Genomic DNA, 21,027 nt, shown 5'->3' with positions numbered 1-21,027 from the left:
CGCCCTAGCTCTTGCGCCAGCGGTTGCGCCCGTCGGAGGCGGGTCCGCAGACGAGCGGGGTGCCGGCGGAGGTGACGGCGGTGGAACCGGCCGGCGCGCAGAACGAACCCGCGCGCTTCACCGGCGCACCGCCGCCGTCGTTGTCACCGGAGCTGCCGGAGCTGCCGGAGCCGCTCGATCCGCCGGAAGTGCCCGAACCGCCGGAGCCGCCCGAACCGCCGGTGGATGAGGAGGATCCGCCGCTGCCGGAGGAGTCGTCCTGCGGGGGAGCCGGTGTGCGCGTGGGCTCGGGGGCCGGCCGGGGGCGCAGGTCCGTGCCTTCCCGGGCCGGGCACGCGGTCCCGCCGGCTACGAGGTGGACGGCCGGGGCGGCGAGCCCGGCCGATATCGGGGATCCGGTCGGCAGGCCCTGGAAGCAGACGGTCCAGTCGGAGTGGCTCGCGGGGAGCACGACGTCGCGGTAGGCGCTGTGGGCGGTCAGTCCGGTCCCGCCCAGGTCCCGTACGGCCTTCTCGGCCTGGGCGAACGCCTTCCCCACCACGGCCGGCATCCGCGGCTCGGCGGACGGGGACGGAGTGGGCGGCGGGGCCGGGCTGGAGGAAGGGGGAGCCTGCGGCGTCGGCGTGACCGTCCCGGCGGCAACCGGCACGGACTTGGCGTCGTCCGTCTTCTCCGGCGGGTCCGACACGAGGAACAGCAGGAACCAGAGACCGCCGAGCACGGTCGCGACGATCTTCTTCGCCTGGCTCCAACGGCTGGTCCACGCCAGCACGATGCCGGCCGGCGGCAGGAGGACCAGGGCCGCGATGATCAGCGCGGGGTGCTGCCACCAGCGCCGGGAGGGCGGCGCCGGGGTGAAGCCGTAAGTGTGGGTGTGCGGCGGTGGGTACACGGCGCTCCAGTGCGGGCGGGATGGTGTCGGACGCACGCGTACCCGAGGTGGCAAAACGTGCCGGTGGGGGTGTGCGTAGGGAGACCGTAGTGGGAGCGGCCGGGGGCCGTTGGGGGAACCGGGGAATCCGCGGCGGGCTGCGGCTAGAGTCCCTCGCACGACGACCGTAAGAAGGGGGTACCCGTGGCCAAGGTCAACATCAGCCTCGACGCCGAACTCGTGGTGGAGGTGATGGTCCTCGCCGGGGTCGGCTCTCCGCAGGACGCGGTGGAAGCAGTCGTACGGGACTACATCGCGCGCGGGCACCGCACCGAGGCGCGGGTCCAGCGGCAGGACGAGCCCCGGCGGATCGCCGACACCGCGGAGCAGCCGCCGCAGGGCTGAACCTCGGTGCCCCGGTGGCGCGTCTGAACCGGCCCCGCGGGGCGTGCGGCGCACAGTGGGCGGCGGGAGCGGTCCGGCGCGGGCCACTCCCGCCGCCCGACGCCGCAGGGAGCGCCCATGAGCGAGGCCGTGTCCAGACGTTCCGCGATCCGGCTGCTCGCGGGGGCGGGCGCCGCGCTCGGTGCGGCCGGCTGCGCGCCCTCCGTACCGCCGGGCGCGGGGCGGGGCACGGCGCCGCCCGCACCCCCGGCGCCCGCCGCCGGAGCCCCCGGGGCCGACGCGGCCGATGGCGCCGCCCGCGTGGACTCCCTGCTGGAGCGGCTCACCCTCGAGGAGAAGACCGCCCTGCTGCACGGCGCCCGCGACCCGGCCCCCCTCGGGCAGGCCGGATACGTGCCCGGCGTTCCCCGCCTCGGCATCCCGGCGCTGCGGCTCGCCGACGGGCCCGCCGGGGTACGGGTCGCCACACCGGCCACCGCGCTGCCCGCGCCGGTCCTGCTCGCCTCCGCCTTCGACCCGGCACTGGCCCGCGAGTACGGCAGGGTCCTCGGACGGGAGGGCCGCGCGCTCGGCCTGGACGTCCTGCTCGCCCCCATGGCGAACCTCATCCGCACCCCGTACGCCGGGCGCAACTTCGAGACCTTCGCCGAGGACCCGCGCCTCACCGCCGACCTGGTGGCCGAGGTGATCCGCGGCATCCAGGACGAGGGGCTCATCGCCGCCGTCAAGCACTTCGCCCTCTACAACCAGGAGAAGGGCCGCGACACCGTCGACGTGATCGCCGCCGAACGGACCCTGCACGAGACCGAACTGCGCGGCTTCGAGGCGGCCGTGGCCGCCGGTGCGGGCGCCGTGGTGGGCGCGTACAACAAGGTCAACGGCGTGTACGCCTGCGAGAGCGGGCCGCTGCTCGGAGAAGTGCTGCGCGGGGCCTGGGGGTTCGACGGCTGGGTGATCTCCGACCGGGAGGCCGTCCACAGCACCGTCGCCGCCATCAGCGCGGGCCTCGACGTGGAGATGCCCGGCGCGACCCACTTCGGGGCGCCGCTGCGCGAGGCGGTGCGCGGCGGCTCCGTCTCCCAGGACACCGTCGACCTCGCCGTGCACCGCGTCCTGAGCACCCTGGACCGATTCGGGCTGCTGACGGACCGTCCCGCGGCGCGGCCCGCCCGCGACGCCGCTGCCGGGGCCCGGACCGCCCGCAAGGTCGCCGCCGCCGGGGCGGTGCTGCTGCGCAACGAACGCGGCACGCTGCCCCTGGCGGGGGCCGCCGCCCGCTCGATCGCCGTCATCGGGCCCACCGGGCAGGTGCCCTTCGTCAGCGGCGGCGGCAGCGCGCACGTCGTCCCCGACGCGGCCGCCGCCCCGCTCGCCGCGATCCGGCAGCGCGCGGGCAACGGCTCCACCGTGCGCCACGCCCTCGGCGAGGACCTGTACGGGCGCCCCCTCCCGCCGGTGCTCCTCAGGCCCCCCGCCGACCTCGACGACCGCAGGCTGGAGGCCGGGCGGACCTGGAGCCACCAGGGCACCTTCACGCTCACCGCCGCCGACGAGTGGACCCTGCTCGTCCACTACACCGGGCAACGGCCGAGCGTGCGCCTCGACGGGGAGGAGCTGTTCCCCGTCCGGCAGGGCGTGGCGGAGCAGTTCGCCGGCGGGCTGCTGGGCACCGCCCCCGACGGGATGGCGGTCCGCCGCCGCACCCTCGCCCTCAAGGCGGGTGCCCACCGGCTCGCCGTGTCCGCCCGGGGCGGGGCCGCGGGCCAGCGGTTCCGGCTGCGGCTCACGACGCGGGCGAGCCGGGCGGCGGACCTCGCCGAGGCGGTGAAGGCGGCCAAAGCGGCCCGCAGCGTGGTCCTGTTCGCCTACGAGGACGCCACCGAGGGCACCGACCGGACCTCGCTGGCGCTCCCGGGCGGGCAGGAACGGCTGATCGAGGCGGTCGCCGCCGCGAACCCGAGGACCACCGTCGTGCTGAACACCTCCTCCAGTACGACCATGCCCTGGCTCTCCCGTACCGGAGCCGTCCTCCAGACGTACTACCCCGGGCAGGAGGGCGCCGGGGCCACCGCCGACATCCTCTTCGGGGACGTGGACCCGGGCGGCCGCCTCACCCAGACCTTCCCCGCCGACGAGGACGCGACCCCGTTCGGCGGGAACCCGCTGCGCTACCCGGGGGTGGGCGGCCGGCAGGAGCACACCGAGGGCGTGTACGTCGGCCACCGCTGGTACGACGCGCAGCGGACGGCCCCGCTGTTCCCGTTCGGGCACGGGCTCTCGTACACGACGTGGCAGTACGAGAAGCTCGTGGTCCGGCCGGAACACGGCGGGCTGCGGGTGGAGTTCACTGTCCGCAACACCGGGCGCCGCAAGGGCACGGAGGTGGCCCAGGTGTACGTCGGCCCGTCGCCGGAGCTGAAGCTCGACCAGCCGGTGCGCGCGCTGGCCGGATACCGGCGGCTCACCCTCGCGCCGGGCCAGGCGCAGCGGGTCACCGTCACCATCGACCCGAGGTCCCTGTCCTCCTGGGACCCCGAACGGCACGCGTGGGTGCTGGGCGGCGGCCGCCGCGAGGTGTTCGCGGGCCGCTCGTCGCGCGAACTGCCACTGAGGTCAAAGGCGGTGGTGAGGAGCCGGTAGGCTGCCCGCTCGGCGTGCCACAGGGGGTGCGCCGGAGTCGACTCGGGAGGACGTACCGGTGCACATCCAGGAATGGCTGGAGACGATTCCGGCGGTCAGCGTCTATCTCCTGGTGGGCCTGGTCATCGGGCTGGAGAGCCTCGGCATTCCGCTGCCGGGAGAGATCGTCCTCGTCAGCTCGGCGCTGCTGGCCTCGCAGCACGGCGACATCGACCCGGTGGTGCTCGGTGCCTGCGCGATCACCGGGGCGATCGTCGGCGACTCGATCGGCTACGCGATCGGGCGCCGGGGCGGCAAGCCGCTGCTGGCGAAACTGGGCAGGCGCTTCCCCAAGCACTTCGGGCCCGAGCACGTGGCCCTCGCGGAACGCTCCTTCGAGAAGTGGGGCATGTGGGCCGTCTTCTTCGGGCGGTTCGTGGCGCTGCTGCGGATCTTCGCCGGGCCGCTGGCGGGCGTGCTGCACATGCCGTACTGGAAGTTCCTGATCGCCAACGTATTCGGCGGAATCCTCTGGGCGGGCGGCACCACGGCCGTCATCTACTCGGTCGGGATCGTCGCGGAGCCCTGGCTCAAGCGGTTCTCCTGGGCGGCGCTGCTGCTCGCGGTGCTGTTCGGGCTCGCCGTGACGCTGGTGGTGCGCAGCCGGATGAAGAAGGCGGCCGCGGAGGTCCGCACCGCCGCCGCGCAGGCGTCCGAGCCGGTCCCGGTGGGCGTCGCCGACTGACACCGCGCGGCGACGCTCCCCCGGGCGACGACACCCCTAGGGGGTCACCGCGGCGCGGTGCTGCTTCGCCAGCTCCAGGTACATCGCGGCGTTGAGTTTGAGGCCCTCGCGCTCCTCCTCGGTCAGCTCGCGCCGCACCTTGGCCGGGACGCCGGCGACCAGCGACCCGGGCGGAACCACCATCCCCTGCGGGACCAGCGCCTGCGCGGCCACGAGGGAACCGGCGCCGATCACCGCGCCGTTGAGGACGGTCGCGCCCATGCCGATGAGGCAGTCGTCCTCGACGGTGCAGCCGTGCACCACGGCGTTGTGGCCGATGGAGACCCGCTCGCCGATCGACACCGGGAACCCGGGGTCCACGTGCACCGTGCAGTTGTCCTGGACGTTGCTGTCCGCGCCGAGCGTGATCGGCCCGCAGTCGGCGCGCAGCACCGCCGAGTACCAGACGCTCGCTCCGGCCGCCAGGGTGACGTCGCCGATCACGACGGAGGTGGGCGCCGTGAAGGCCGTGGGGTCGACGACGGGGCTCTTCCCGCCCACGCCCGCCACGAGTGCCCGGACCGACTGCTGCGTCATGTGCTCTTCCTCTGACTTCGCTTGTCCCGCCCGTACGTCTTCGTCCGTACGGGTTCCCGCCGCGCTACCGGCACCGTAGGGCACGCGCCCGTACGCCCCCGCGATGGGGTGAACATCACAGGTCCGCCGCCCGGACGCCCGCCGCCGCGCCCACTACCGTGGCCGGGTGCCGAAGAACCAGAACACGTTCTCATCCCTCGCGGCCCTGCGCCGCGGGCTGGCGAACCGCGCGGTCCACGCCGGCTGGCGCTGGATGCAGCGGGCCGGCGCGGTCACCGCGCAGACCCCGGGGCGGCTGCGCTTCGGCGCGATCGGGCACGGCACCCGGCTCGCCTTCCCGCAGGGCACGGTCTTCGGCGAGCGCTGGATCCGGCTGGGCGACCACTGCATCATCGGGGAGCAGGTCACCCTCACCGCCGGGATGATGCCGGACCTCGACCTGGGCGCGGAGCCGATGCTGGTCCTCGGCAACGGGGTGGTGATCGGCCGGGACAGCCACGTCATCGCCGACACCCGGATCACCATCGGCGACGACACGTTCTGCGGCCCCGGGGTGTACATCACGTCCACGAACCACAGCTACGACGACCCGCACCAGCCCGTCGGCCGCCAGTGGCCGCGCAGCGCACCGGTCGAGATCGGACCCGGCTGCTGGCTCGGCACCGGGGCGGTGGTCCTGCCGGGCGCGCGGCTCGGGCGCAACGTCGTGGTGGCGGCGGGCGCCGTCGTACGGGGCGAGGTGCCGGACCACGCCGTCGTGGCCGGGGCTCCGGCGCGCGTCGTACGGCGCTGGGAGCCGGAGACGGGCTGGCAGCCGCCGCTGCGCACACCGGCCCCGGTGCCGATCCCCGACGGGATGACCCCGGAACAGCTGCGCGGGCTGGCGGAGCTCGCGGAGGCACAGGCCCGTCAGGATGGTCCGACAACGCGGCGAGGTACCGTGCCGGGCGCCGCGACACGGTGAACCCCGGTCGCAGCATTAGCCCGCGGCCAGCAGGACCGTGCCCGCCAGGGCCAGGCCGGCGCCCGCCGCCTGGACGGTGCGCAGGCGTTCCTTGAGCACCGCGAAGGCGGCGAGTGCGGTGATCACCGGGTAGAGCGAGGACAGTACGGCGGCGACGGTGACCGGGCCGCTCTGGGCGGCGACGGAGTAGGTGCCGTTCGCCGCGACGTCCGCGAGGCCGACGAAGGCGAGGGCGGGCAGCAGGCCCCACAGGACGCGCGGTCCGGTGCCCGAGGGGAGGGCCGGGACGCCGCGCCGGACCTGGACCCAGAGCGCGGCGCCGCCCACGGCGACGTTGGTGACCCGCTGGACGAACAGCGCGAGGAACAGGCCGGTGAGGGTGGTGGAGGCGTGCGAGATCAGGGCCATCACCGCGCCGAAGCCGAAGGCGGCGACCAGGGTGAGGACGACGGCCCGCCGCTGGACGGGCGCGCCGCGCAGTTCCGGTCCGCCCGCCAGGACGATGCCGGCGACGGCCACCGCGATCCCGGCGAACTGGCCGGGGCCGGGCCGCTCGCCCAGCGCCAGACCGGCCGCGACGGGCACCACCACGCCCACGGAGCCCAGCGGCGAGACCACGCCCATGGGCCCGAGCGCCAAGGCCTTGTAGAAGCTGAGCATCGCCACCGGCCCGACGACCCCGGCGGCCACCGCGAACCAGAGCCCCGGCCCGGCCTCGTGCCAGGCGCCGGTGGCCAGGACGACCGAGCCGAGCACCACGACGGCGACGATCTGCGAGACGACGACCACCGTGAGGGCCGGGATGCGGCGGGTGAGCAGCCCGCCGCCGAAGTCGGCGAGACCCCACAGCACCGCTGTGGCCAGGGCGAAGAGGGCGGTCATGGTGGGAACCTCGCAGTACAGTGCATTGAACGTTCGAGTACAGGGCACGGTAGTTCACTCTGCTGCACTCTGTCATCCACGATATTGGACTGAAGGGTGATGGGTCCTTGTCCGACCTCGAAAAGCTCACGCAGTCGCTGGCCGCGAACCTCAAGCGCTGGCGAGGTGAGCGCGGCTTCACGCTCGATGCGCTCGCGGCCCGGGCGGGCGTCAGCAGGGGCATGATCATCCAGATCGAGCAGGCCCGTACGAACCCCAGCGTCGGCACGACCGTCCGGCTGGCCGACGCCCTGGGCGTCAGCATCTCCGCGCTCCTGGACTACGACCGCGGCCCGCAGGTCCGCATCGTCGCGCCACAGAAGTCCGTGCGGATCTGGACGAGCGAGGCGGGCAGCTCCACGACCATGCTGATCGGCACCGACGAGCGCGGGCCGATGGAGCTGTGGACCTGGCACCTGGTTCCCGGGGAGGGCACCGATTCGGCCCCGCACCCCTCCGGGACCATCGAGATGCTGCACGTCACGGCGGGGGAGCTGACGCTCGTGGTCGGCGAGGAGGAGTTCCGGGTGCCGGTCGGGGCCGCGGCCACCTTCGAGGCCAACCTCGCGCACTCCTACCGCAACGACGGCTCCGTCCCGATGGAGATGACGCTCGCGGTGTCGGTCCCGCCCGTGTCGGCGCCGGTCCCCGCGCCGGCCAGGAAGGCCGGCGCGGCGCACTGAGGCGCACTGAGGCGCACTGAGACGCACTGAAGGCGCGCGCGGCGCCGCGCGGTGCGCCGAGGGCACACCGGGGCGGCGCCGTCCACGGGCCGGCCGCCGGGCTACAGGGCCGGGATCTCGATGGCCGGGCAGCGGTCCATGACCATCGTCAGACCGGCCTCGCGGGTGCGCGCGAAAGCGGCCTCGTCGATCACGCCCAGCTGGAACCAGACGGCCTCGGCCCCCATGGCCGCCGCCTGGTCGGCGACCGGCCCCGCCAGCGCGCTGTTCACGAAGACGTCCACCACGTCCACCTTGAACGGGATCGCCTCCAGCGAGGGGTACCCGGGCTCCCCGTGCACGGTCTCGGCCTTCGGGTGCACGGGGACCACGCGTTTGCCGAAGCGCTGGAGGACGCGGGCCACCCCGTAGGCCGCGCGGTCCTGGTTGTTCGAGAGGCCCACCACGGCCCAGGTGTCGCCGACTTCGGTGAGGATCTTTCGGATGGTTGCCGGATCGCCGTACACGCGCGCCGCCTCCTGATGCTCTGGACTGAGTTCCGGGTCTGCCGTACTGCCTGATCAACCGAAAGGACACATGTCCGATTCCCCGTAGGGTGGAGCGGTGAAGGCAGACCAGTACGCGACGGTGGCCCGCGAGGGCGAGCACGAGGCGGAGATCAACCGCTCGCGCTTCCTGTGCGCGCTCGCACCCGCCGCGACGGAGCGGGAGGCCCAGGAGTTCGTCGCGCGGATCCGCAAGGAGCACCCCGCCGCCTCGCATCACTGCTACGCCTACGTGATCGGCGCCGACGCCTCCGTCCAGCGGGCCAGCGACGACGGCGAGCCCGGCGGCACCGCCGGGGTGCCCATGCTCCAGATGCTGATGCGCCGGGACGTCCGCTACGCGGTCGCCGTGGTCACCCGCTACTACGGCGGCGTGAAACTCGGCGCCGGCGGTCTGATCCGCGCCTACGGGGGAGTCGTCGGCGAGGCCCTCGACACCCTCGGCACCGTCACCCGCCGCCGCTACCGGCTGGCCACCGTCACCGTCGACCACCAGCGCGCCGGCAAGACCCAGAACGACCTGCGCTCCACCGGCCGGACCGTCGTGGACCTGCGCTACGGGGCCGCGGTGGAGATCGAGGTCGCCGTCCCGGAGGCCGACCTGCCCGGCTTCGAGGCCTGGCTCGCCGACAGTACGGCGGGCAGTGCCACCCTCACCCTCGGCGGAGAGACGTACGCGCCCTGAGGGACGCGTTAGCGTAGAGGGGTTCAGGAACGGCGAGCGGGGCGACCAGGGGGAGACGGCATGTGCGGCGGGACCGGCGAGTGAAGTTCCTGCACACCTTTTTGGCGGATCCCTTAGCATGAATGATCCTATGAGTACAAACATGCAGGTCAAGCGCTTGGGCCTCGCCTCTAGGTGGGGCCCTCCTGCATCCCCGTGCTGACCTGGTGCTGACCTCTCATCACCCGTCATCACCCCTGAGAACCTCAACCGTGCTGGGTTGGTGCTGACTTGGACAAGCCTTGATGGCTTGGGAAGCGTGTCGCCGAGCGGAGCGTCCACTACGTAAGCCGGCCACCGCGGATCGATGCGGTCCGATACCTGCGGGAGTGGAATACCTGGGTGGCGCGGTTCGTGTGGATTCGGGCCGCGCATCTTCCGGACCGGAGCTGTGTAGCCGGTGCACGCACCGAGTAGCCCGCTGGCGATTGAGTTTCGGGCGGCGCAAGGAGTATCCCGCCGGGAACGATATCTAGAGTGAGCGTCTGAACCCGGCCAGTGGCGCGGCATCGTCACTCGCTATGACAAGACCGCCACCGTCTACCAGGCCGCCCTCCACCTCGCGGCCATCCACATTTGGGCTGCGAGGTGATCGCTAAGAAACGACCTGGGAGCCGGACTCACCCGCGTGCGGGCTCAGCACGTCCGTGCCGATCAGCACGAACAGGAGGATGCCCAGGAGGATCCGGTAGATCACGAACCGGTAGATCACGAAGGGCATGAAGCTCTTGGTCGAGATGAACTTCATGAACCAGTGCATGTGTCGAGGTCCTGAGCGGCCTTGACCTGCTGTTTCTACCACTCTTCAAGATCGAATGGGAGAGCGCTGGGAGATGGCACCTTCCAGTGCTCTCCCTCGCTGGCCACGAAGCGCAGCCACCTGGTTTGCAGCGAATCGGCAATCTCCTGCTCCATGCTCAGGGTAACGTGCGAGTAGAGACCTTCCACGCCGGCGACCTCGTGGCCCATGCGGGTCTCCACGGCGATGCGACTGTGTCGATCTTCGTCGAGCCACTCCTTGCCGCCGTGGCGAAGCAGGTACAGCCGCTTCCCGGCGTACGCGGTCGCAGGGACCTCTGGAAGGGGGGCGGCGGGAGATGGCCAGCGGGGGCTGGCCCAGGCGAATCCTCGCGAACTCCTCGGAGGCTGGTCGCCCGCGCGAGACCGGCCGCCAGTAGGAGTAGCTGAAGTTTGTGTTGGCCAGCAGCCCGCCGCTGATCGCTGGGAACAGGTACTCGTGGTCATGGGTGGCGAGGAGCGCCGTGTGCAGCTCCGCGATGAATCCGGGGAGGGAGAGATTTCGATGGGATTCGTACTTTGGTGGGAAGAGCTTCACCGGCCCCTTGCCGAACTCGCGTTGGAACTGCCACTGGACGCGCAGCGCGGGCAGTGCCGTTGGCCCGTAGCGCTCCAGGGCTTCTTTCCGCCGTTCAAGGTCGGGGTCTGAGGTCGGCCAGTTCGGGTGGCAGAACTCGCGGCGCAGAGTGTAGAGCTCGGCAGGCCGCATGGTCGTGAACATCCCTTGCTGTGTCCGACGCCATCACCCACTACCGCCAGCTGCGCGAGCTGACCATCGACGAGCTGGCCTACGTGCTCTTGATGCTCGATCATCCGATCTCAGCCGACGCCCTCGCGGAGATGGAGCGATGTGCTCGCCCCGTGACCGTCGACGATCTCGTCGCGATCGCCTATGTGCTCGACACGACCCGCGGTGCTGCTGTCGCACATCCCTATCGACATGCCGGAACCCGAGGGGCCTTTCGCCACCGGGCTCCCGAGTGACGTCGACCCAACCGAGCTTCGTGCCTGGATCGAGGGGAAGACCAGGCTCGACCGCGAGTCGCGGGTGCGCGGGTGGGAAGAGCGGGCTGGCCGCCTCAGGGTCAGGTCGGCACACCACGAGGAACAGCTGCAGGGAGCGTACGCAGAGCTGCGTGAACTCGGCGACCTGGCAGTCCAAGAAGCAGACGCCCCGCCCGTGCAGCGTCTGCAGTGGCGCATACAGGACGGCGAACACGCGCTCAATCAGGCCGAGGTCGCGCTAGCGCTGACTGAGCATCGGCTCGACAACCTCCGAGAAGGCACCCGACAGACCGGTCCCGGTCCGCCGAAGTCACCTATCCATAGGTTATTTTGACTGGCCTTCTGTCTCGAACCGACTTCTATAACGAATGAAGGGAGAACGCCATGAGGATCACCAGCGCTGTACGTAGGACGCGGGCCAAGATGACCGTGTCCATCGCGGCCCTGGCCGCGGGCTCACTCATACTCACGGCCTGCAGCGGAAGCAGCGACGGCGCCAGCAAGCTCGACGGTACCTATTACATCAAGGACGTCAACCGCACGTCCAACCTCGGCCAGCTGGTCGTCAAGGGCAACAACGTCTCGCATCATGAGTACAACTGCGATGGTGTCTACGAGAAGCCGGGTGTGACCAGCACCGGTGAGTTCAACAAGGATCAGTCCCAGATCATCTGGACGGTCGCCGGAGACGACAGCCGCAACAAGCGGACCGGCAGCGAGTCCATCTCAACCAGCGAAACCTCGATCAGCATCAGCGGTAGCGCGTACGTGCGTGACAACTCGGATGCCGGCAAGGCTCTGCTGGACGGCTACAAGACCAAGTGCGGGACGTAGCGTCGACGTCCCGCTCGGCCGGTTAAGCAGCGCAGAACCCCGTGGGCATCGCGTCCACGGGGTTCTGTCCTTCCTCGGCTGGTCAAGCCTCTGACGTCCACTCCTGAAGCTGCAGCGCCCGGTATTCCTCGATCGTCTCGGGCGGCCGGCCGTATTTCGGGGCATGCCGCTCGACGAAATCGAGCTCGGCCCATGCCTCTGGCCTCCGAATCCGCGACTGGGCCACCACGACGAACACCACGGCGGTGACGCCGATGTTGGACAGACACCACCCCGTCAGCAGCACCATCAGCACCACAGGCAGATCATTCTCGATCTCCATGGTGCCCAAAACGCCCAAGCCTGCGCCGTTGACCAGAAGGCCCGACACGTACCCCTCGAACGAGCCGACCAGACGCGCCAGGATCCTCGGCTCGTCACGATGCCGCACGGCGCGCACCATCTCGCCGACGAACACTACGGTAGCCACAGCCGCCGCAGTACTCAGTGCCGGCTCACGGATCCCGGTGACCCACCATCGCGCCGAGCTCCACCAGCCACGCGGGAACTCGCCGCGAAGCCTCGATCCGAGCCTCATGCCCCCTCCTTCTCCTCACGTTGCTCAAAGGGCGACGCACCCGGTGAGGGTGATCGTTCTCACCGGGTGCGTCAGGCCTCCACGCTCGCCCTCGATCGGACGATCAGTCCTCCTCGCGCCGGCCTCGGCGGGGGCCACCGGCCGGCCGCTGCTGCGGCTCCGGGGTCCCCACGCTCTGAGGGGTCGGATCGGCAACCTGAGGCGGACGCGGAACCGGAGCCTGCCGCGGCGCAGGAGCCGGTGCAGGAGCTGGCGGCCGCGGAGCATGAGCCGACGGGGCGGGCGTCTGACGCGGCGGCGACGCCTGGATCGAACCCGGCCGATGCGCTGCATGTGTCCGAGCCGGAGTCCGCGCACCAGGCGCAGCCGGAGTCTGACCCACAGCCGGAGCACCGGCCCCGGGCTGCCTCGGAGCCGAGGCGCCGTCGCCGCGGGCGTTGATGACGGGCAGCGGCCGGTCACGGTTCGCCTGCGCCACGGCCTGCTCCTGCCGTGCCGGCGGCCGGACGGGGGTCCGGGCCTGAGCCGGGGCAGGGGTGTCCTGAGCGGAGCGTGTCGCACGCGTGCTCGGCGCACCCGACTGCGTCGGAGCCTGAGCCGGGGCAGGGGTGGCGCCCTGAGCGGAGCGTGTCGGACGCGTGCTCGGCGCACCCGAGTGCGTCGGAGCAGGATCCGGGGCAGGCACAGCGTCGCCGCTGAAGCGCTGCGGTGCAGCCTGCTGGTTGCCGCCCTGTTGGTTCTGCGCACCCTGTGAACCCGTGCCGAACTGCGTCGGTTCCGTCTGACCGGCGACAGCCTTACCGTTTCCGCTGGTCGGGACAGAACCTGCGCCGCCGGCGCCGCTCTGGCCCTGAGCACCACCACGAGAACTCGACGGCTCCGTCGACGAGGAAAGTACCTCACCGCGGATGACCTTGTGGCCGTCCGCGCTGTACCCGAGGTTCGACAGGCCACCCTGGTTGCTCAGACCCTGCGCCGTCTGCTTGTCCGAGCGCGAGCTGCCCGCTCTGCCACTCGTCAGCTGCAGCGGACCACCCTTGTCGGCGTGTCCGTCGCGACCGGGCGTGCCCAGAACACCGGCGGGACCGATGCCGCCCGGCAGAGCCTTGACGCCGTCACTGCCGCCGCCGGAGCCACTACCACCAGGACCACCATCCAGCGCCGGACTGTCCGGGCCATCCGGTCCATCCTGCCCGCCACCCTCGAGGGCCAGCTGCTGCTTACCGGACGTCAACTCCATCGCGTCACCGTTCGTGCCGCCGGCGTTCGTCGACGCCGTCTTGCCCGTGGGCTTGCCCGTGCTCGGGGACGGGGACGCCGGACCGCTGGTCTTGCTGTTGAACCCGTTGGCGAGCTTGTTGCCCATAGCCATACCCGCGCCAGCCCCCGCACCCGAGGCCAGAGCAGGCATCAGCCCACCCTTGTCCGGCTTCGGCGTGTTGTTCGTCTCGAGGAACTTGTCCACGAGCTTGGTGACCACCTCGTCCATCGCCTGCAGCACAGTCTTGCGCACCCGTAGCAGGGCGAAGGTGATGCCCATGATCACCAGCGACGAGATCAGGGTCAGGACCACCACGATGATCCCGCCGAGCGCAGCGCTGCCCCACAAGCCACCCGGGCTCATGAAGCTCGACACGGGGCCGGCCAAGATGTCCGGGACCGAGATCAGGAACTCCGAGGCGAACTGGTAGACGAATAGCGTGACGAGGACTTCCAGGATCATCGCCGTGGAGTAGACGATCACTTTGGCGATCGCCTGCATGGCGCCCAGCGTCGCGAACGGCACGGCGGCCACCAGAAGGTCCGCTTGATCGCCCCGGCCAGCATGCCGATGGCGTACCAGAAGCCGAGCAGGACGATGGAGCCCAGGACCGTGGCCGAGTTGCTCCAGTACATGAACTTGGCCGGCCCCGTGCCCACCTGGCTGACGGCCATGTGGTTCTCGCGGGTGAACCCGCTGGTGGCGTTGTTCGATGAGTACATGGCCAGTGAGCTGGGGTTGAACCCGGTGTTGAGGTAGTTGTACGCCGCCAGGGGAGACAGGTTGCATGAGGAGGGTGTCTTACCCACCGTAAAGCCACAGCCACCCTTCGTCCCCGTCGTGGTGAAGACCGTCGAATCCTTACCGGGATGAGAGGAGGTCAAGCCCGTGCCGTCGGTCGAGATCACCGGGTGATCGACCGGCTTGGGCCCCTCTTCCTCACCGAACTCCTTCACGTCGCCGTAGCTGTCCTTGTCGACAAACCAGCTCTTCTTGGCATCCGAGCTCTCGTCAAGTTGCGTGATCGAGCTCTTGATCCCCGACTCGAAGTCGGAGGCTGCGATCTCGTTGCTCGCGATGTACTTGCCGATGATCCCGAAGGTCGAGAACACCGCTTTGAAGTCGTCCGAGGCACGCCCTCCGGTGACGGAGACGGTGCCGTCCTTCCAAGCCGACTCGGCGTCGTTGGCCTTCGTCCCGATGTTGATGCCGTTGAACGTCGCCCCTACTTCAGGGCCAGTGTGATGCTGACCGTCCCCTCGTAGGCGCCGGATGCGATGGCCTCCGGAGCGGACGGGCCGATTTCCAGCTGCATGGAGATGGACGCACCGGGCAGGACTCCGTCGAACAGGTCATCCACGGCGAAGACGGTCTCCTTCTCGGACAGCTCGCAACCGGCACTCGCGCGGCGCGGCGGGGGGCAGCCTGCTTGGCCGCGAGCGGTGCCAGCTTCGGGCGGTCGGCCAGCCGTACAGCGATGTTCTGGTCCGCGCTGTCTGGCAGGTTCCTGAGCAGGCGCCCCGTGCCGTCCTTCCTGCGGCGGAGATCGCCTCGTGCGGGACATCGGCGCGGGGCGCCGGCGGTTGTCCGCTGGGGTGTCCGGTGGTTAATCCCAGGCGTGTTGACCGATGAACAATGGGCACGGATCGAGCCGTTGTTGCCGGACCGCGCGCCCCGACGGGGACGGAAGGTGGCAGGGACAGGAACACGGCTTCGCTCAGCGTCAGTCGCGGCGCACCCTGACCAGCCGCCGCGCTCCGCACCATCTGGGTGGCGTCCGCAGGGGCAAGACCCTTCTCGCATGCCGTCCGGCGGGAGCGGTTACGCCCTTCGAGGCACGGTTGACACGGGAGTAGTTCGCCGCGCGTGGCTGCGGCATCGACTGGGGGAACGGCGCCTGTGGCCTACGGAGCAAAGATCACAGCGACCTTGTGAAGTGATCACCGGTAGTGAGCACCGTCCTCTACTTCGAGCCGATGTGGGTCGAGGGGCGCGCCCCGGGTCGCAGAGGCCACCAAACGTGGTGCGCACCCTGACTCCGTTCCACTGCGCAGGACTGTGGAAGCGTGTACGACGCGGGCGTGCTGCTACGGCCGGCGTCTTTCGGGATGCGGCAAGGATCGACGGCGTGAAAAATTGTCCTCCAATTTTCCGGGGTGATCTTAGGTGAGCGGCGGATCAGGGGCGCCATGCGTTAGCGTGGCAAGCGTTCATGGCGAGCCCCCGTGCTGGTTCGTGCTGGTTTTTAAGGCGCAGTAGGGGTAAACGTGCAGGTCAGGGCGATTTCATGAGGTTCCTGCACACCTTTTTGGCGGATCCCTTAGCATGAATGATCCTATGAGTACAAACATGCAGGTCAAGCGCTTGGGCCTCGCCTCTAGGTGGGGCCCTCCTGCATCCCCGTGCTGACCTGGTGCTGACCTCTCATCACCCGTCATCACCCCTGAGAACCTCAACCGTGCTGGGTTGGTGCTGACTTGGACAAGCCTTGATGGCTTGGGAAGCGTGTCGCCGAGCGGAGCGTCCACTACGTAAGCCGGCCACCGCGGATCGATGCGGTCCGATACCTGCGGGAGTGGAATACCTGGGTGGCGCGGTTCGTGTGGATTCGGGCCGCGCATCTTCCGGACCGGAGCTGTGTAGCCGGTGCACGCACCGAGTAGCCCGCTGGCGATTGAGTTTCGGGCGGCGCAAGGAGTATCCCGCCGGGAACGATATCTAGAGTGAGCGTCTGAACCCGGGCGATATCGAAGAGGCCCTTTCCCTGGCGATGGCCGTGAGTTGATCACGGCCCCTGGGTCGCCGGGTTGATCCCACAAGGGCCCTTTAGATGAACCTGCGTGATGAGTGGTGGGCAGAGTTGAGGTGTGCGAACCGGAGGCGACCAGAAGGAAGTGGGCACCGCCGATTCGGGGAGTGCCCACGGGTCTGCTGCAGGTTAGGGTGACAGGTCGGGTCACGCGGCTTGGAGGGCCGGTGTGGTCATGACGGTCTCGAATTCGACGGGGGTCAGTCGGCCGAGTGCGGCCTGCCTGCGGCGGCGGTGGTAGGTCCGCTCGATCCAGGTCACGATGGCGATCCTTAGCTCCTGACGGGTGGCCCACTTCCGGCGATCGAGGACGTTCTTCTGCAGCAGGCTGAAGAAGGACTCCATGGCCGCGTTGTCACCGGCTGCCCCGACTCTCCCTATCGAGCCGGCCATCCGGTGGCGGTCGAGAGCCCGGACGAACTTCCGGGACCGAGAATTGCGAGCCGCGATCGCTGTGCAGGATGCATCCGGCGACACTTTCGCGCCGGGCCACAGTGTTGTCCAGGGCGGTCACGGCCAGGCGGGACTTCATCCGCGCGTCGATGGAGTAGCCCACGATCCTGTTGCTGAAGACATCCTTGATCGCGCAGAGATACAGCTTTCCGTCGCCGGTGGCATGCTCGGTGAGGTCGGTGAGCCACAGCCGGTTCGGGCCGGTCGCGGTGAAGTCACGACGGACGAGATCGTCATGCACCGGCGGGCCGGCCTTCTTGGTCCGGCCGCGCTTCTTCCCGAACACGCTCCACCAGCGGTTGTCCCGGCAGATCCGCCACGCGGTCCGGTCCGCCATGGCGGCCCCGGTGTTGCGGGCCTCATCGGCCAGGAATCGGTAGCCGAACTCCGGGTCCTCACGATGAGCACCGAACAGCGCGTTCGCACGATACGCCTCCGCGAGCACGGCTTCGCCCACCGGCTGGTCGAGCCAGCGATAGTAGGGCTCTCTGGCGAGCTTGAGCACCCGGCACGTCACCGTGACGGGCACCCCGTCCCCGGCCAGCTCCTTCACGAGCGGGCAGACCCTTTTCCCGGCAGATGCGCCTGCGACAGGTAGCCCGCGGTCCGACGCAGGACCTCGTTCTCCTGCTCCAGCAGCCCGCGCTCTCCTGGCCGGACGTTCCGGGCTTGGACCCATCGTCGATGTCCGCTCGGCGCATCCACTTCCACAACGTCATCGGATGGACGCCGAAGTCGGTGGCCACCTGCTCGACCGTCACACCTGGACCGCGGTTCCTCGCGACCCGCACGACGTCCTGGCGGAACTCTTCCGGATAAGGCTTGGGCACAGCGACACCCTTCCCACCTGCCCCATAAGGCAAGCCAGTTCAGATGTCACCCGATCGTGCGGCAGACCCACCTGGCCATCTTCACGGTGGGCTGGATGCTCGCAGAAGTGGCCATGGCCGCCACCTTCTACCCGCCCGCCCGCCCGCCTTCGCCGCACTCACCCGCTGGTGGGGACCCGGCCGTGTCCGGGCCCTGACCATCGTCACCCTCGCGGGCGGTCTCGCCTCCACCGTCTTCGCCCCCCTGACCGCGGTCCTCGCCGAGCACCTGAGCTGGCGGGCGACGTACGCGGTCCTCGCCGTGATCCTGGCCGCTGTCACCATTCCCGCGCACGCCCTGGCCCTATGCGCGCCCTGGCCGCCCGCACCACCAGCGCCACCCGTCATCGACCGCACCCCGGTCACCCGCAGCCGCCCCTTCTCGGGGCACGTGGTGCTGCTCGGGTTGGGCAAGATCGGTACGCGTGTCCTGGCCCGACTGCGGGAGATGGAGATCCCGGTGGTGTGCGTCGAGTCCGACCCGGCCCGCGGCCTTTTCTACGTCGTCTTGATGCCGATGACGGGGTCCCGCTCAGCACGTGTCACCCTGGTTCCCGGGTAAAGGGCGCGTCAGCAGGCGTGAGATCGGGGGAGCGGCGTGGTCGAGGCAGCAGCGCCAACAGGGCACGTGGCCGGGTGTGCTGAGATTCTGCTTGACGCCTGCGCCACGGGGCGTCGGCTCACCCGCGACGAGGTGGAGTCCCGGAGGGCTCAGGGCGCGCGGGCAGCGGAGGCGGGGCTGGCGCTGCGTGGCCTCATCCGGGACCATCTGGCGGCGGCGCGGGAGGTACATCCCCGGTTGCCGTCCGGGTCGATGGGGCCGCTGCTGGCCGCCGTCGAACAGGCGGTGGACGCTTTCGCCGAAGGATACGAGCGGGCGCAGCATCAGGCGGTGCGGCAGGAGGAGGCCGCGCGCCGGGAGTTCGTCGACGACCTGCTGTACGGGCGCAGTGACCTGGGCAGGCTCGCTGAGCGGGCCGAGCGGTTCGGGCTGCGGCTGTCGCAGGCCCACGCGGTAGCGGTGGCCCAGGGACCGGAGCCGTACGGCGATGGGTACCCCGTGGCTCGGGGTATCGAGGAGACCGTCCTGGCCCGGTTCGGCAACCGGCAGATCCTGCTGACCACGAAGGACGGCAGGCTGATCTGCGTGGCTCCCGGCGACCAGCCGGACGTCCTGGCGTACTTCGCCAAGCAGGCGTACGCGGCCACGGACGGCGGACGCGTCGCGATAAGCCGGTCACACTCCGGTGCGGGAGGCGTCGTGCACGCGTACGAGGAGGCGCTCAACGCTCTCGACCTCGCGGAACGGATGGGGCTGGAAGGGCCCGTGCTGCACTCCGCTGACCTGCTGGTCTATCCGGTCCTGACCCGGGACCGGCAGGCCATGGCCGACCTGGTGGAAAGCGTCCTCGGCCCGCTGCGGCAAGCCCGCGGTGGCGCCCAGCCTCTTTTGGACACGCTCACCGCGTACTTCGACAGCGGTTGCGTGGCGACCGAGGCGGCGCGGCGGCTCTCCCTGAGCGTGCGCGCGCTCACATACCGATTGGAGCGCATCCACACCCTCACCGCCGCCGACCCGGCGGATCCCCACAACCGTTACACCCTGCAGACCGCGGTGATCGGCGCTCGCCTACTGGGCTGGCCGGATACGGTGGCGTGACAGCGAGCGTCGAGCGAGGTGGCCATTCCGGTCGTACGGGCGCGAGGCATCCAGGCGGCGCCGGTCAGTAGATGGTTCGCCGACTGACCGGTGGGGGGCGGCTCGCGGCGCATCCCACCGCATGGTGCTGGCGAGGACCTCGGCATGCAGGCCACGTGTCAGTAGCATTCAACGACAGGCACACCTGGGAATCCGATCCTGGAGGCCTTACGTACCGGCTGTGCGCGGCGTCGCACCCCACGAGCCAGTCAGCCTGCTCCTCACTGTCGCCGGGCGGAGAAGGACCTGGTCCCGCTCCTGACACTCGTCCAGCAACTCGCGACCCCATGTGACTACGGCCTAGCTGGGTCAGCCGGTGCCGGGGCCGGTCTCGATCTCTGGTGCACGAGCAGGTCCGGCCTGGGCACCGGCTTCGTGGGCTGTCCCACCCGGAGTCGCAGCAACGGCCTGCCGTCGGCGTGCGCGCCGACGTGCGCGATCCGCACTGATCGCTCGGGCCGGTTGCCGAGGGCCCCGAGGTCACTGTCACCTTTCGTTGGTCACTAGCAGGAGTTTGGTGCTGCCCCCAATGCCTGTCGTCGCACCCTCGGGCGGTGTCAAAGTCGCGTAAAGACTGCCGGTGATCGGCAATGTGGGACGGGCTGTCGACAGGGCAGGATGGCCCGAAGCCGGACGGGCTCACGCACCTGATGCCGGGTGTCGGAAGGGAGGGGGACGCGTGGACGAGTTCATCAATGCCGTTCTCGGTTTTCCCACCGTGCTGTTCAGCGCGGCCCTGGTCGTCGTCCTCGGCTTCTGGCTGCTCGTGCTGTGCGGGGCCGCGGACCATGAGGGTGTCGGCTCCGATGCCGACAGCGGTGCTCTGGGTCTCGGGGGTGTGCCCGTCACCGTGTCCGCCTCGCTGCTGATCGCCGTGGCCTGGTTCGCGAGTTTTTCCGGGTCTGTTCTTCTTGCCCGTACGGGTTGGCCAGACGCCCCGGTCCATCTTCTCGGCGCTGTCCTGCTGTTCGCTTCGCCGTTCTTGTCGTGGCGCGTGACGCGCGTGCTCGTACGGCCCCTGACGAAGCTCTTCCCTGACGAACCGGGGCCGTCCCGGCTGGACTTCGTGGGCCTGACCTGCGTCATCCGCACGGGACGGGTGGACGCGGAGTTCGGCCAGGCGGAGGTCGCGGCGGGGGACGGCTCCACCGCGGTCGTCCAGGTCCGCCAGCTCGGCAGTGATCCGCTGATGCTCGGCAGTACCGCGCTGCTCTACGCGTACGACGAGGCCGGCGAGTTCTTCTGGGTCGCGCCCTTCGACGCGGCGCTCGACCCGCGCGGCTGATCCGCCGCCCTTCTTCTCAGCCTTCCAGGCTTCTCAGCTTCGACTTCTCACGTGGGGATTCCTCATGGATGCCATCTCATTGGGCCTCGGCACGCTCGTCATCGTCGTTCTCGTCCTCGTGGTCGCCGCACTGCTTGTCGTGACCCGGCTGTTCCGCAAGGTCGAGCAGGGCAAGGCTCTGATCGTCTCCAAGATGCGGAAGGTCGATGTGACCTTCACCGGGCAGGTCGTGCTGCCCGTGCTGCACAAGGCCGAGATCATGGACATCTCGGTGAAGACCATCGAGATCTCCCGGACCGGCCGCGACGGTCTGATCTGCAAGGACAACATCCGCGCCGACATCCGCATCTCGTTCTTCGTACGCGTCAACAAGACCGTCGAGGA

At 70.1% G+C, this 21,027-nt stretch carries 19 protein-coding genes and 4 pseudogenes; 12 read left to right on the top strand and 11 right to left on the bottom strand.

What is annotated here, in order from left to right; translation table 11 throughout:
• Window positions 1-4 precede the first annotated feature (4 nt).
• Window positions 5-892, bottom strand: coding sequence for a hypothetical protein (locus tag OTB16_RS33580; protein WP_267725920.1), 888 nt, complete (start codon window positions 890-892; stop codon window positions 5-7).
• Between the two features lie 183 nt (window positions 893-1,075).
• Here OTB16_RS33580 and OTB16_RS33575 point away from each other — a divergent pair, with 183 nt between their 5' ends.
• The 3 genes from OTB16_RS33575 to OTB16_RS33565 all read left to right on the top strand — a co-directional run bounded on the left by OTB16_RS33575 (window position 1,076) and on the right by OTB16_RS33565 (window position 4,640).
• The gene (locus OTB16_RS33575; protein WP_267725918.1) at window positions 1,076-1,276 is read left to right on the top strand and encodes a type II toxin-antitoxin system VapB family antitoxin; all 201 of its coding nucleotides are present in this window, start codon (window positions 1,076-1,078) and stop codon (window positions 1,274-1,276) included.
• 117 nt (window positions 1,277-1,393) lie between these two features.
• Window positions 1,394-3,916: a beta-glucosidase family protein gene (locus OTB16_RS33570; RefSeq protein ID WP_267725916.1), complete on the top strand. Its 2,523-nt coding sequence runs from the start codon at window positions 1,394-1,396 to the stop codon at window positions 3,914-3,916.
• Between the two features lie 58 nt (window positions 3,917-3,974).
• Window positions 3,975-4,640 carry a DedA family protein gene (locus tag OTB16_RS33565; protein ID WP_267725914.1) on the top strand — a complete coding sequence of 222 codons (666 nt, stop codon included), beginning with the start codon at window positions 3,975-3,977 and terminating at the stop codon, window positions 4,638-4,640.
• 36 nt (window positions 4,641-4,676) lie between these two features.
• Here the strand turns inward: OTB16_RS33565 and OTB16_RS33560 are convergent, their stop codons facing one another.
• Window positions 4,677-5,216 carry a gamma carbonic anhydrase family protein gene (locus OTB16_RS33560; protein ID WP_267725912.1) on the bottom strand — a complete coding sequence of 180 codons (540 nt, stop codon included), beginning with the start codon at window positions 5,214-5,216 and terminating at the stop codon, window positions 4,677-4,679.
• A 166-nt stretch (window positions 5,217-5,382) separates the two neighbouring features.
• Between OTB16_RS33560 and OTB16_RS33555 the strand changes: the two genes are divergently transcribed.
• Window positions 5,383-6,180: an acyltransferase gene (locus OTB16_RS33555; RefSeq protein ID WP_267725910.1), complete on the top strand. Its 798-nt coding sequence runs from the start codon at window positions 5,383-5,385 to the stop codon at window positions 6,178-6,180.
• A 15-nt stretch (window positions 6,181-6,195) separates the two neighbouring features.
• Here the strand turns inward: OTB16_RS33555 and OTB16_RS33550 are convergent, their stop codons facing one another.
• A complete protein-coding gene (locus OTB16_RS33550) occupies window positions 6,196-7,062 on the bottom strand; it encodes a DMT family transporter (protein WP_267725908.1) in 867 nt (288 codons plus the stop codon).
• A 107-nt stretch (window positions 7,063-7,169) separates the two neighbouring features.
• Between OTB16_RS33550 and OTB16_RS33545 the strand changes: the two genes are divergently transcribed.
• Window positions 7,170-7,784, top strand: a complete 615-nt coding sequence (locus OTB16_RS33545; protein ID WP_267725907.1) for a helix-turn-helix domain-containing protein — start codon at window positions 7,170-7,172, stop codon at window positions 7,782-7,784.
• Window positions 7,785-7,885: 101 nt separating this feature from the next.
• Here the strand turns inward: OTB16_RS33545 and OTB16_RS33540 are convergent, their stop codons facing one another.
• Window positions 7,886-8,290 (bottom strand): CoA-binding protein, encoded by a 405-nt coding sequence (locus OTB16_RS33540; RefSeq protein ID WP_267725905.1) that lies wholly within the window; start codon window positions 8,288-8,290, stop codon window positions 7,886-7,888.
• 97 nt (window positions 8,291-8,387) lie between these two features.
• Between OTB16_RS33540 and OTB16_RS33535 the strand changes: the two genes are divergently transcribed.
• Complete coding sequence (locus tag OTB16_RS33535; RefSeq protein ID WP_267725903.1) at window positions 8,388-9,014, top strand: YigZ family protein; 627 nt, start codon at window positions 8,388-8,390, stop codon at window positions 9,012-9,014.
• Between the two features lie 634 nt (window positions 9,015-9,648).
• Here OTB16_RS33535 and OTB16_RS33530 read toward each other — a convergent pair.
• A pseudogene (locus OTB16_RS33530) lies at window positions 9,649-9,807 on the bottom strand (undecaprenyl-diphosphatase); the annotation flags it as partial.
• A gap of 41 nt (window positions 9,808-9,848) precedes the next feature.
• A complete protein-coding gene (locus OTB16_RS33525) occupies window positions 9,849-10,022 on the bottom strand; it encodes a hypothetical protein (protein WP_267725901.1) in 174 nt (57 codons plus the stop codon).
• 558 nt (window positions 10,023-10,580) lie between these two features.
• Between OTB16_RS33525 and OTB16_RS33520 the strand changes: the two genes are divergently transcribed.
• Window positions 10,581-10,835 carry a hypothetical protein gene (locus tag OTB16_RS33520; RefSeq protein ID WP_267725899.1) on the top strand — a complete coding sequence of 85 codons (255 nt, stop codon included), beginning with the start codon at window positions 10,581-10,583 and terminating at the stop codon, window positions 10,833-10,835.
• A 405-nt stretch (window positions 10,836-11,240) separates the two neighbouring features.
• Window positions 11,241-11,690 (top strand): hypothetical protein, encoded by a 450-nt coding sequence (locus tag OTB16_RS33515; RefSeq protein WP_267725897.1) that lies wholly within the window; start codon window positions 11,241-11,243, stop codon window positions 11,688-11,690.
• Window positions 11,691-11,772: 82 nt separating this feature from the next.
• Here the strand turns inward: OTB16_RS33515 and OTB16_RS33510 are convergent, their stop codons facing one another.
• The 5 genes and pseudogenes from OTB16_RS33510 to OTB16_RS33490 all read right to left on the bottom strand — a co-directional run bounded on the left by OTB16_RS33510 (window position 11,773) and on the right by OTB16_RS33490 (window position 17,620).
• A complete protein-coding gene (locus OTB16_RS33510; RefSeq protein WP_267725895.1) occupies window positions 11,773-12,159 on the bottom strand; it encodes a hypothetical protein in 387 nt (128 codons plus the stop codon).
• Window positions 12,160-12,370: 211 nt separating this feature from the next.
• The gene (locus OTB16_RS33505; protein ID WP_267725892.1) at window positions 12,371-14,053 is read right to left on the bottom strand and encodes a hypothetical protein; all 1,683 of its coding nucleotides are present in this window, start codon (window positions 14,051-14,053) and stop codon (window positions 12,371-12,373) included.
• Complete coding sequence (locus OTB16_RS33500; RefSeq protein WP_267725889.1) at window positions 14,008-14,640, bottom strand: hypothetical protein; 633 nt, start codon at window positions 14,638-14,640, stop codon at window positions 14,008-14,010. The genes OTB16_RS33505 and OTB16_RS33500 overlap by 46 nt, the downstream gene beginning before the upstream one ends.
• A gap of 113 nt (window positions 14,641-14,753) precedes the next feature.
• Window positions 14,754-14,888 (bottom strand): hypothetical protein, encoded by a 135-nt coding sequence (locus OTB16_RS33495; RefSeq protein WP_267725886.1) that lies wholly within the window; start codon window positions 14,886-14,888, stop codon window positions 14,754-14,756.
• A gap of 1,596 nt (window positions 14,889-16,484) precedes the next feature.
• A pseudogene (locus OTB16_RS33490) lies at window positions 16,485-17,620 on the bottom strand (IS3 family transposase).
• A gap of 77 nt (window positions 17,621-17,697) precedes the next feature.
• On the opposite strand from OTB16_RS33490, the pseudogene OTB16_RS33485 reads away from it, so the two are divergent.
• From OTB16_RS33485 to OTB16_RS33470, 4 genes and pseudogenes are all read left to right on the top strand, one after another.
• Window positions 17,698-18,041 (top strand): annotated as a pseudogene (locus OTB16_RS33485) (MFS transporter); the annotation flags it as partial.
• Window positions 18,042-18,257: 216 nt separating this feature from the next.
• Window positions 18,258-19,319, top strand: coding sequence for a PucR family transcriptional regulator (locus OTB16_RS33480; RefSeq protein ID WP_267725883.1), 1,062 nt, complete (start codon window positions 18,258-18,260; stop codon window positions 19,317-19,319).
• Window positions 19,320-20,037: 718 nt separating this feature from the next.
• Window positions 20,038-20,643, top strand: a complete 606-nt coding sequence (locus OTB16_RS33475) for a hypothetical protein (RefSeq protein ID WP_267725879.1) — start codon at window positions 20,038-20,040, stop codon at window positions 20,641-20,643.
• A gap of 64 nt (window positions 20,644-20,707) precedes the next feature.
• Window positions 20,708-21,027 (top strand): annotated as a pseudogene (locus tag OTB16_RS33470) (flotillin family protein); the annotation flags it as partial.

Source organism: Streptomyces antarcticus (assembly GCF_026627255.1).
Classification (GTDB): domain Bacteria; phylum Actinomycetota; class Actinomycetes; order Streptomycetales; family Streptomycetaceae; genus Streptomyces; species Streptomyces antarcticus.
Note: the sequence above shows the minus strand (reverse complement) of the source record. Positions and strands in the feature narration are given on the sequence as shown.

What these genes read in the sequence shown, in the direction of transcription:
- OTB16_RS33570 (WP_267725916.1), top strand. Translation starts at nt 1,394, where the DNA reads ATGAGCGAGGCCGTGTCCAGACGTTCCGCGATCCGGCTGCTCGCGGGG.
- OTB16_RS33560 (WP_267725912.1), bottom strand. Translation starts at nt 5,216, where the DNA reads ATGACGCAGCAGTCGGTCCGGGCACTCGTGGCGGGCGTGGGCGGGAAG.
- OTB16_RS33550 (WP_267725908.1), bottom strand. Translation starts at nt 7,062, where the DNA reads ATGACCGCCCTCTTCGCCCTGGCCACAGCGGTGCTGTGGGGTCTCGCC.
- OTB16_RS33525 (WP_267725901.1), bottom strand. Translation starts at nt 10,022, where the DNA reads ATGGGCCACGAGGTCGCCGGCGTGGAAGGTCTCTACTCGCACGTTACC.
- OTB16_RS33515 (WP_267725897.1), top strand. Translation starts at nt 11,241, where the DNA reads ATGAGGATCACCAGCGCTGTACGTAGGACGCGGGCCAAGATGACCGTG.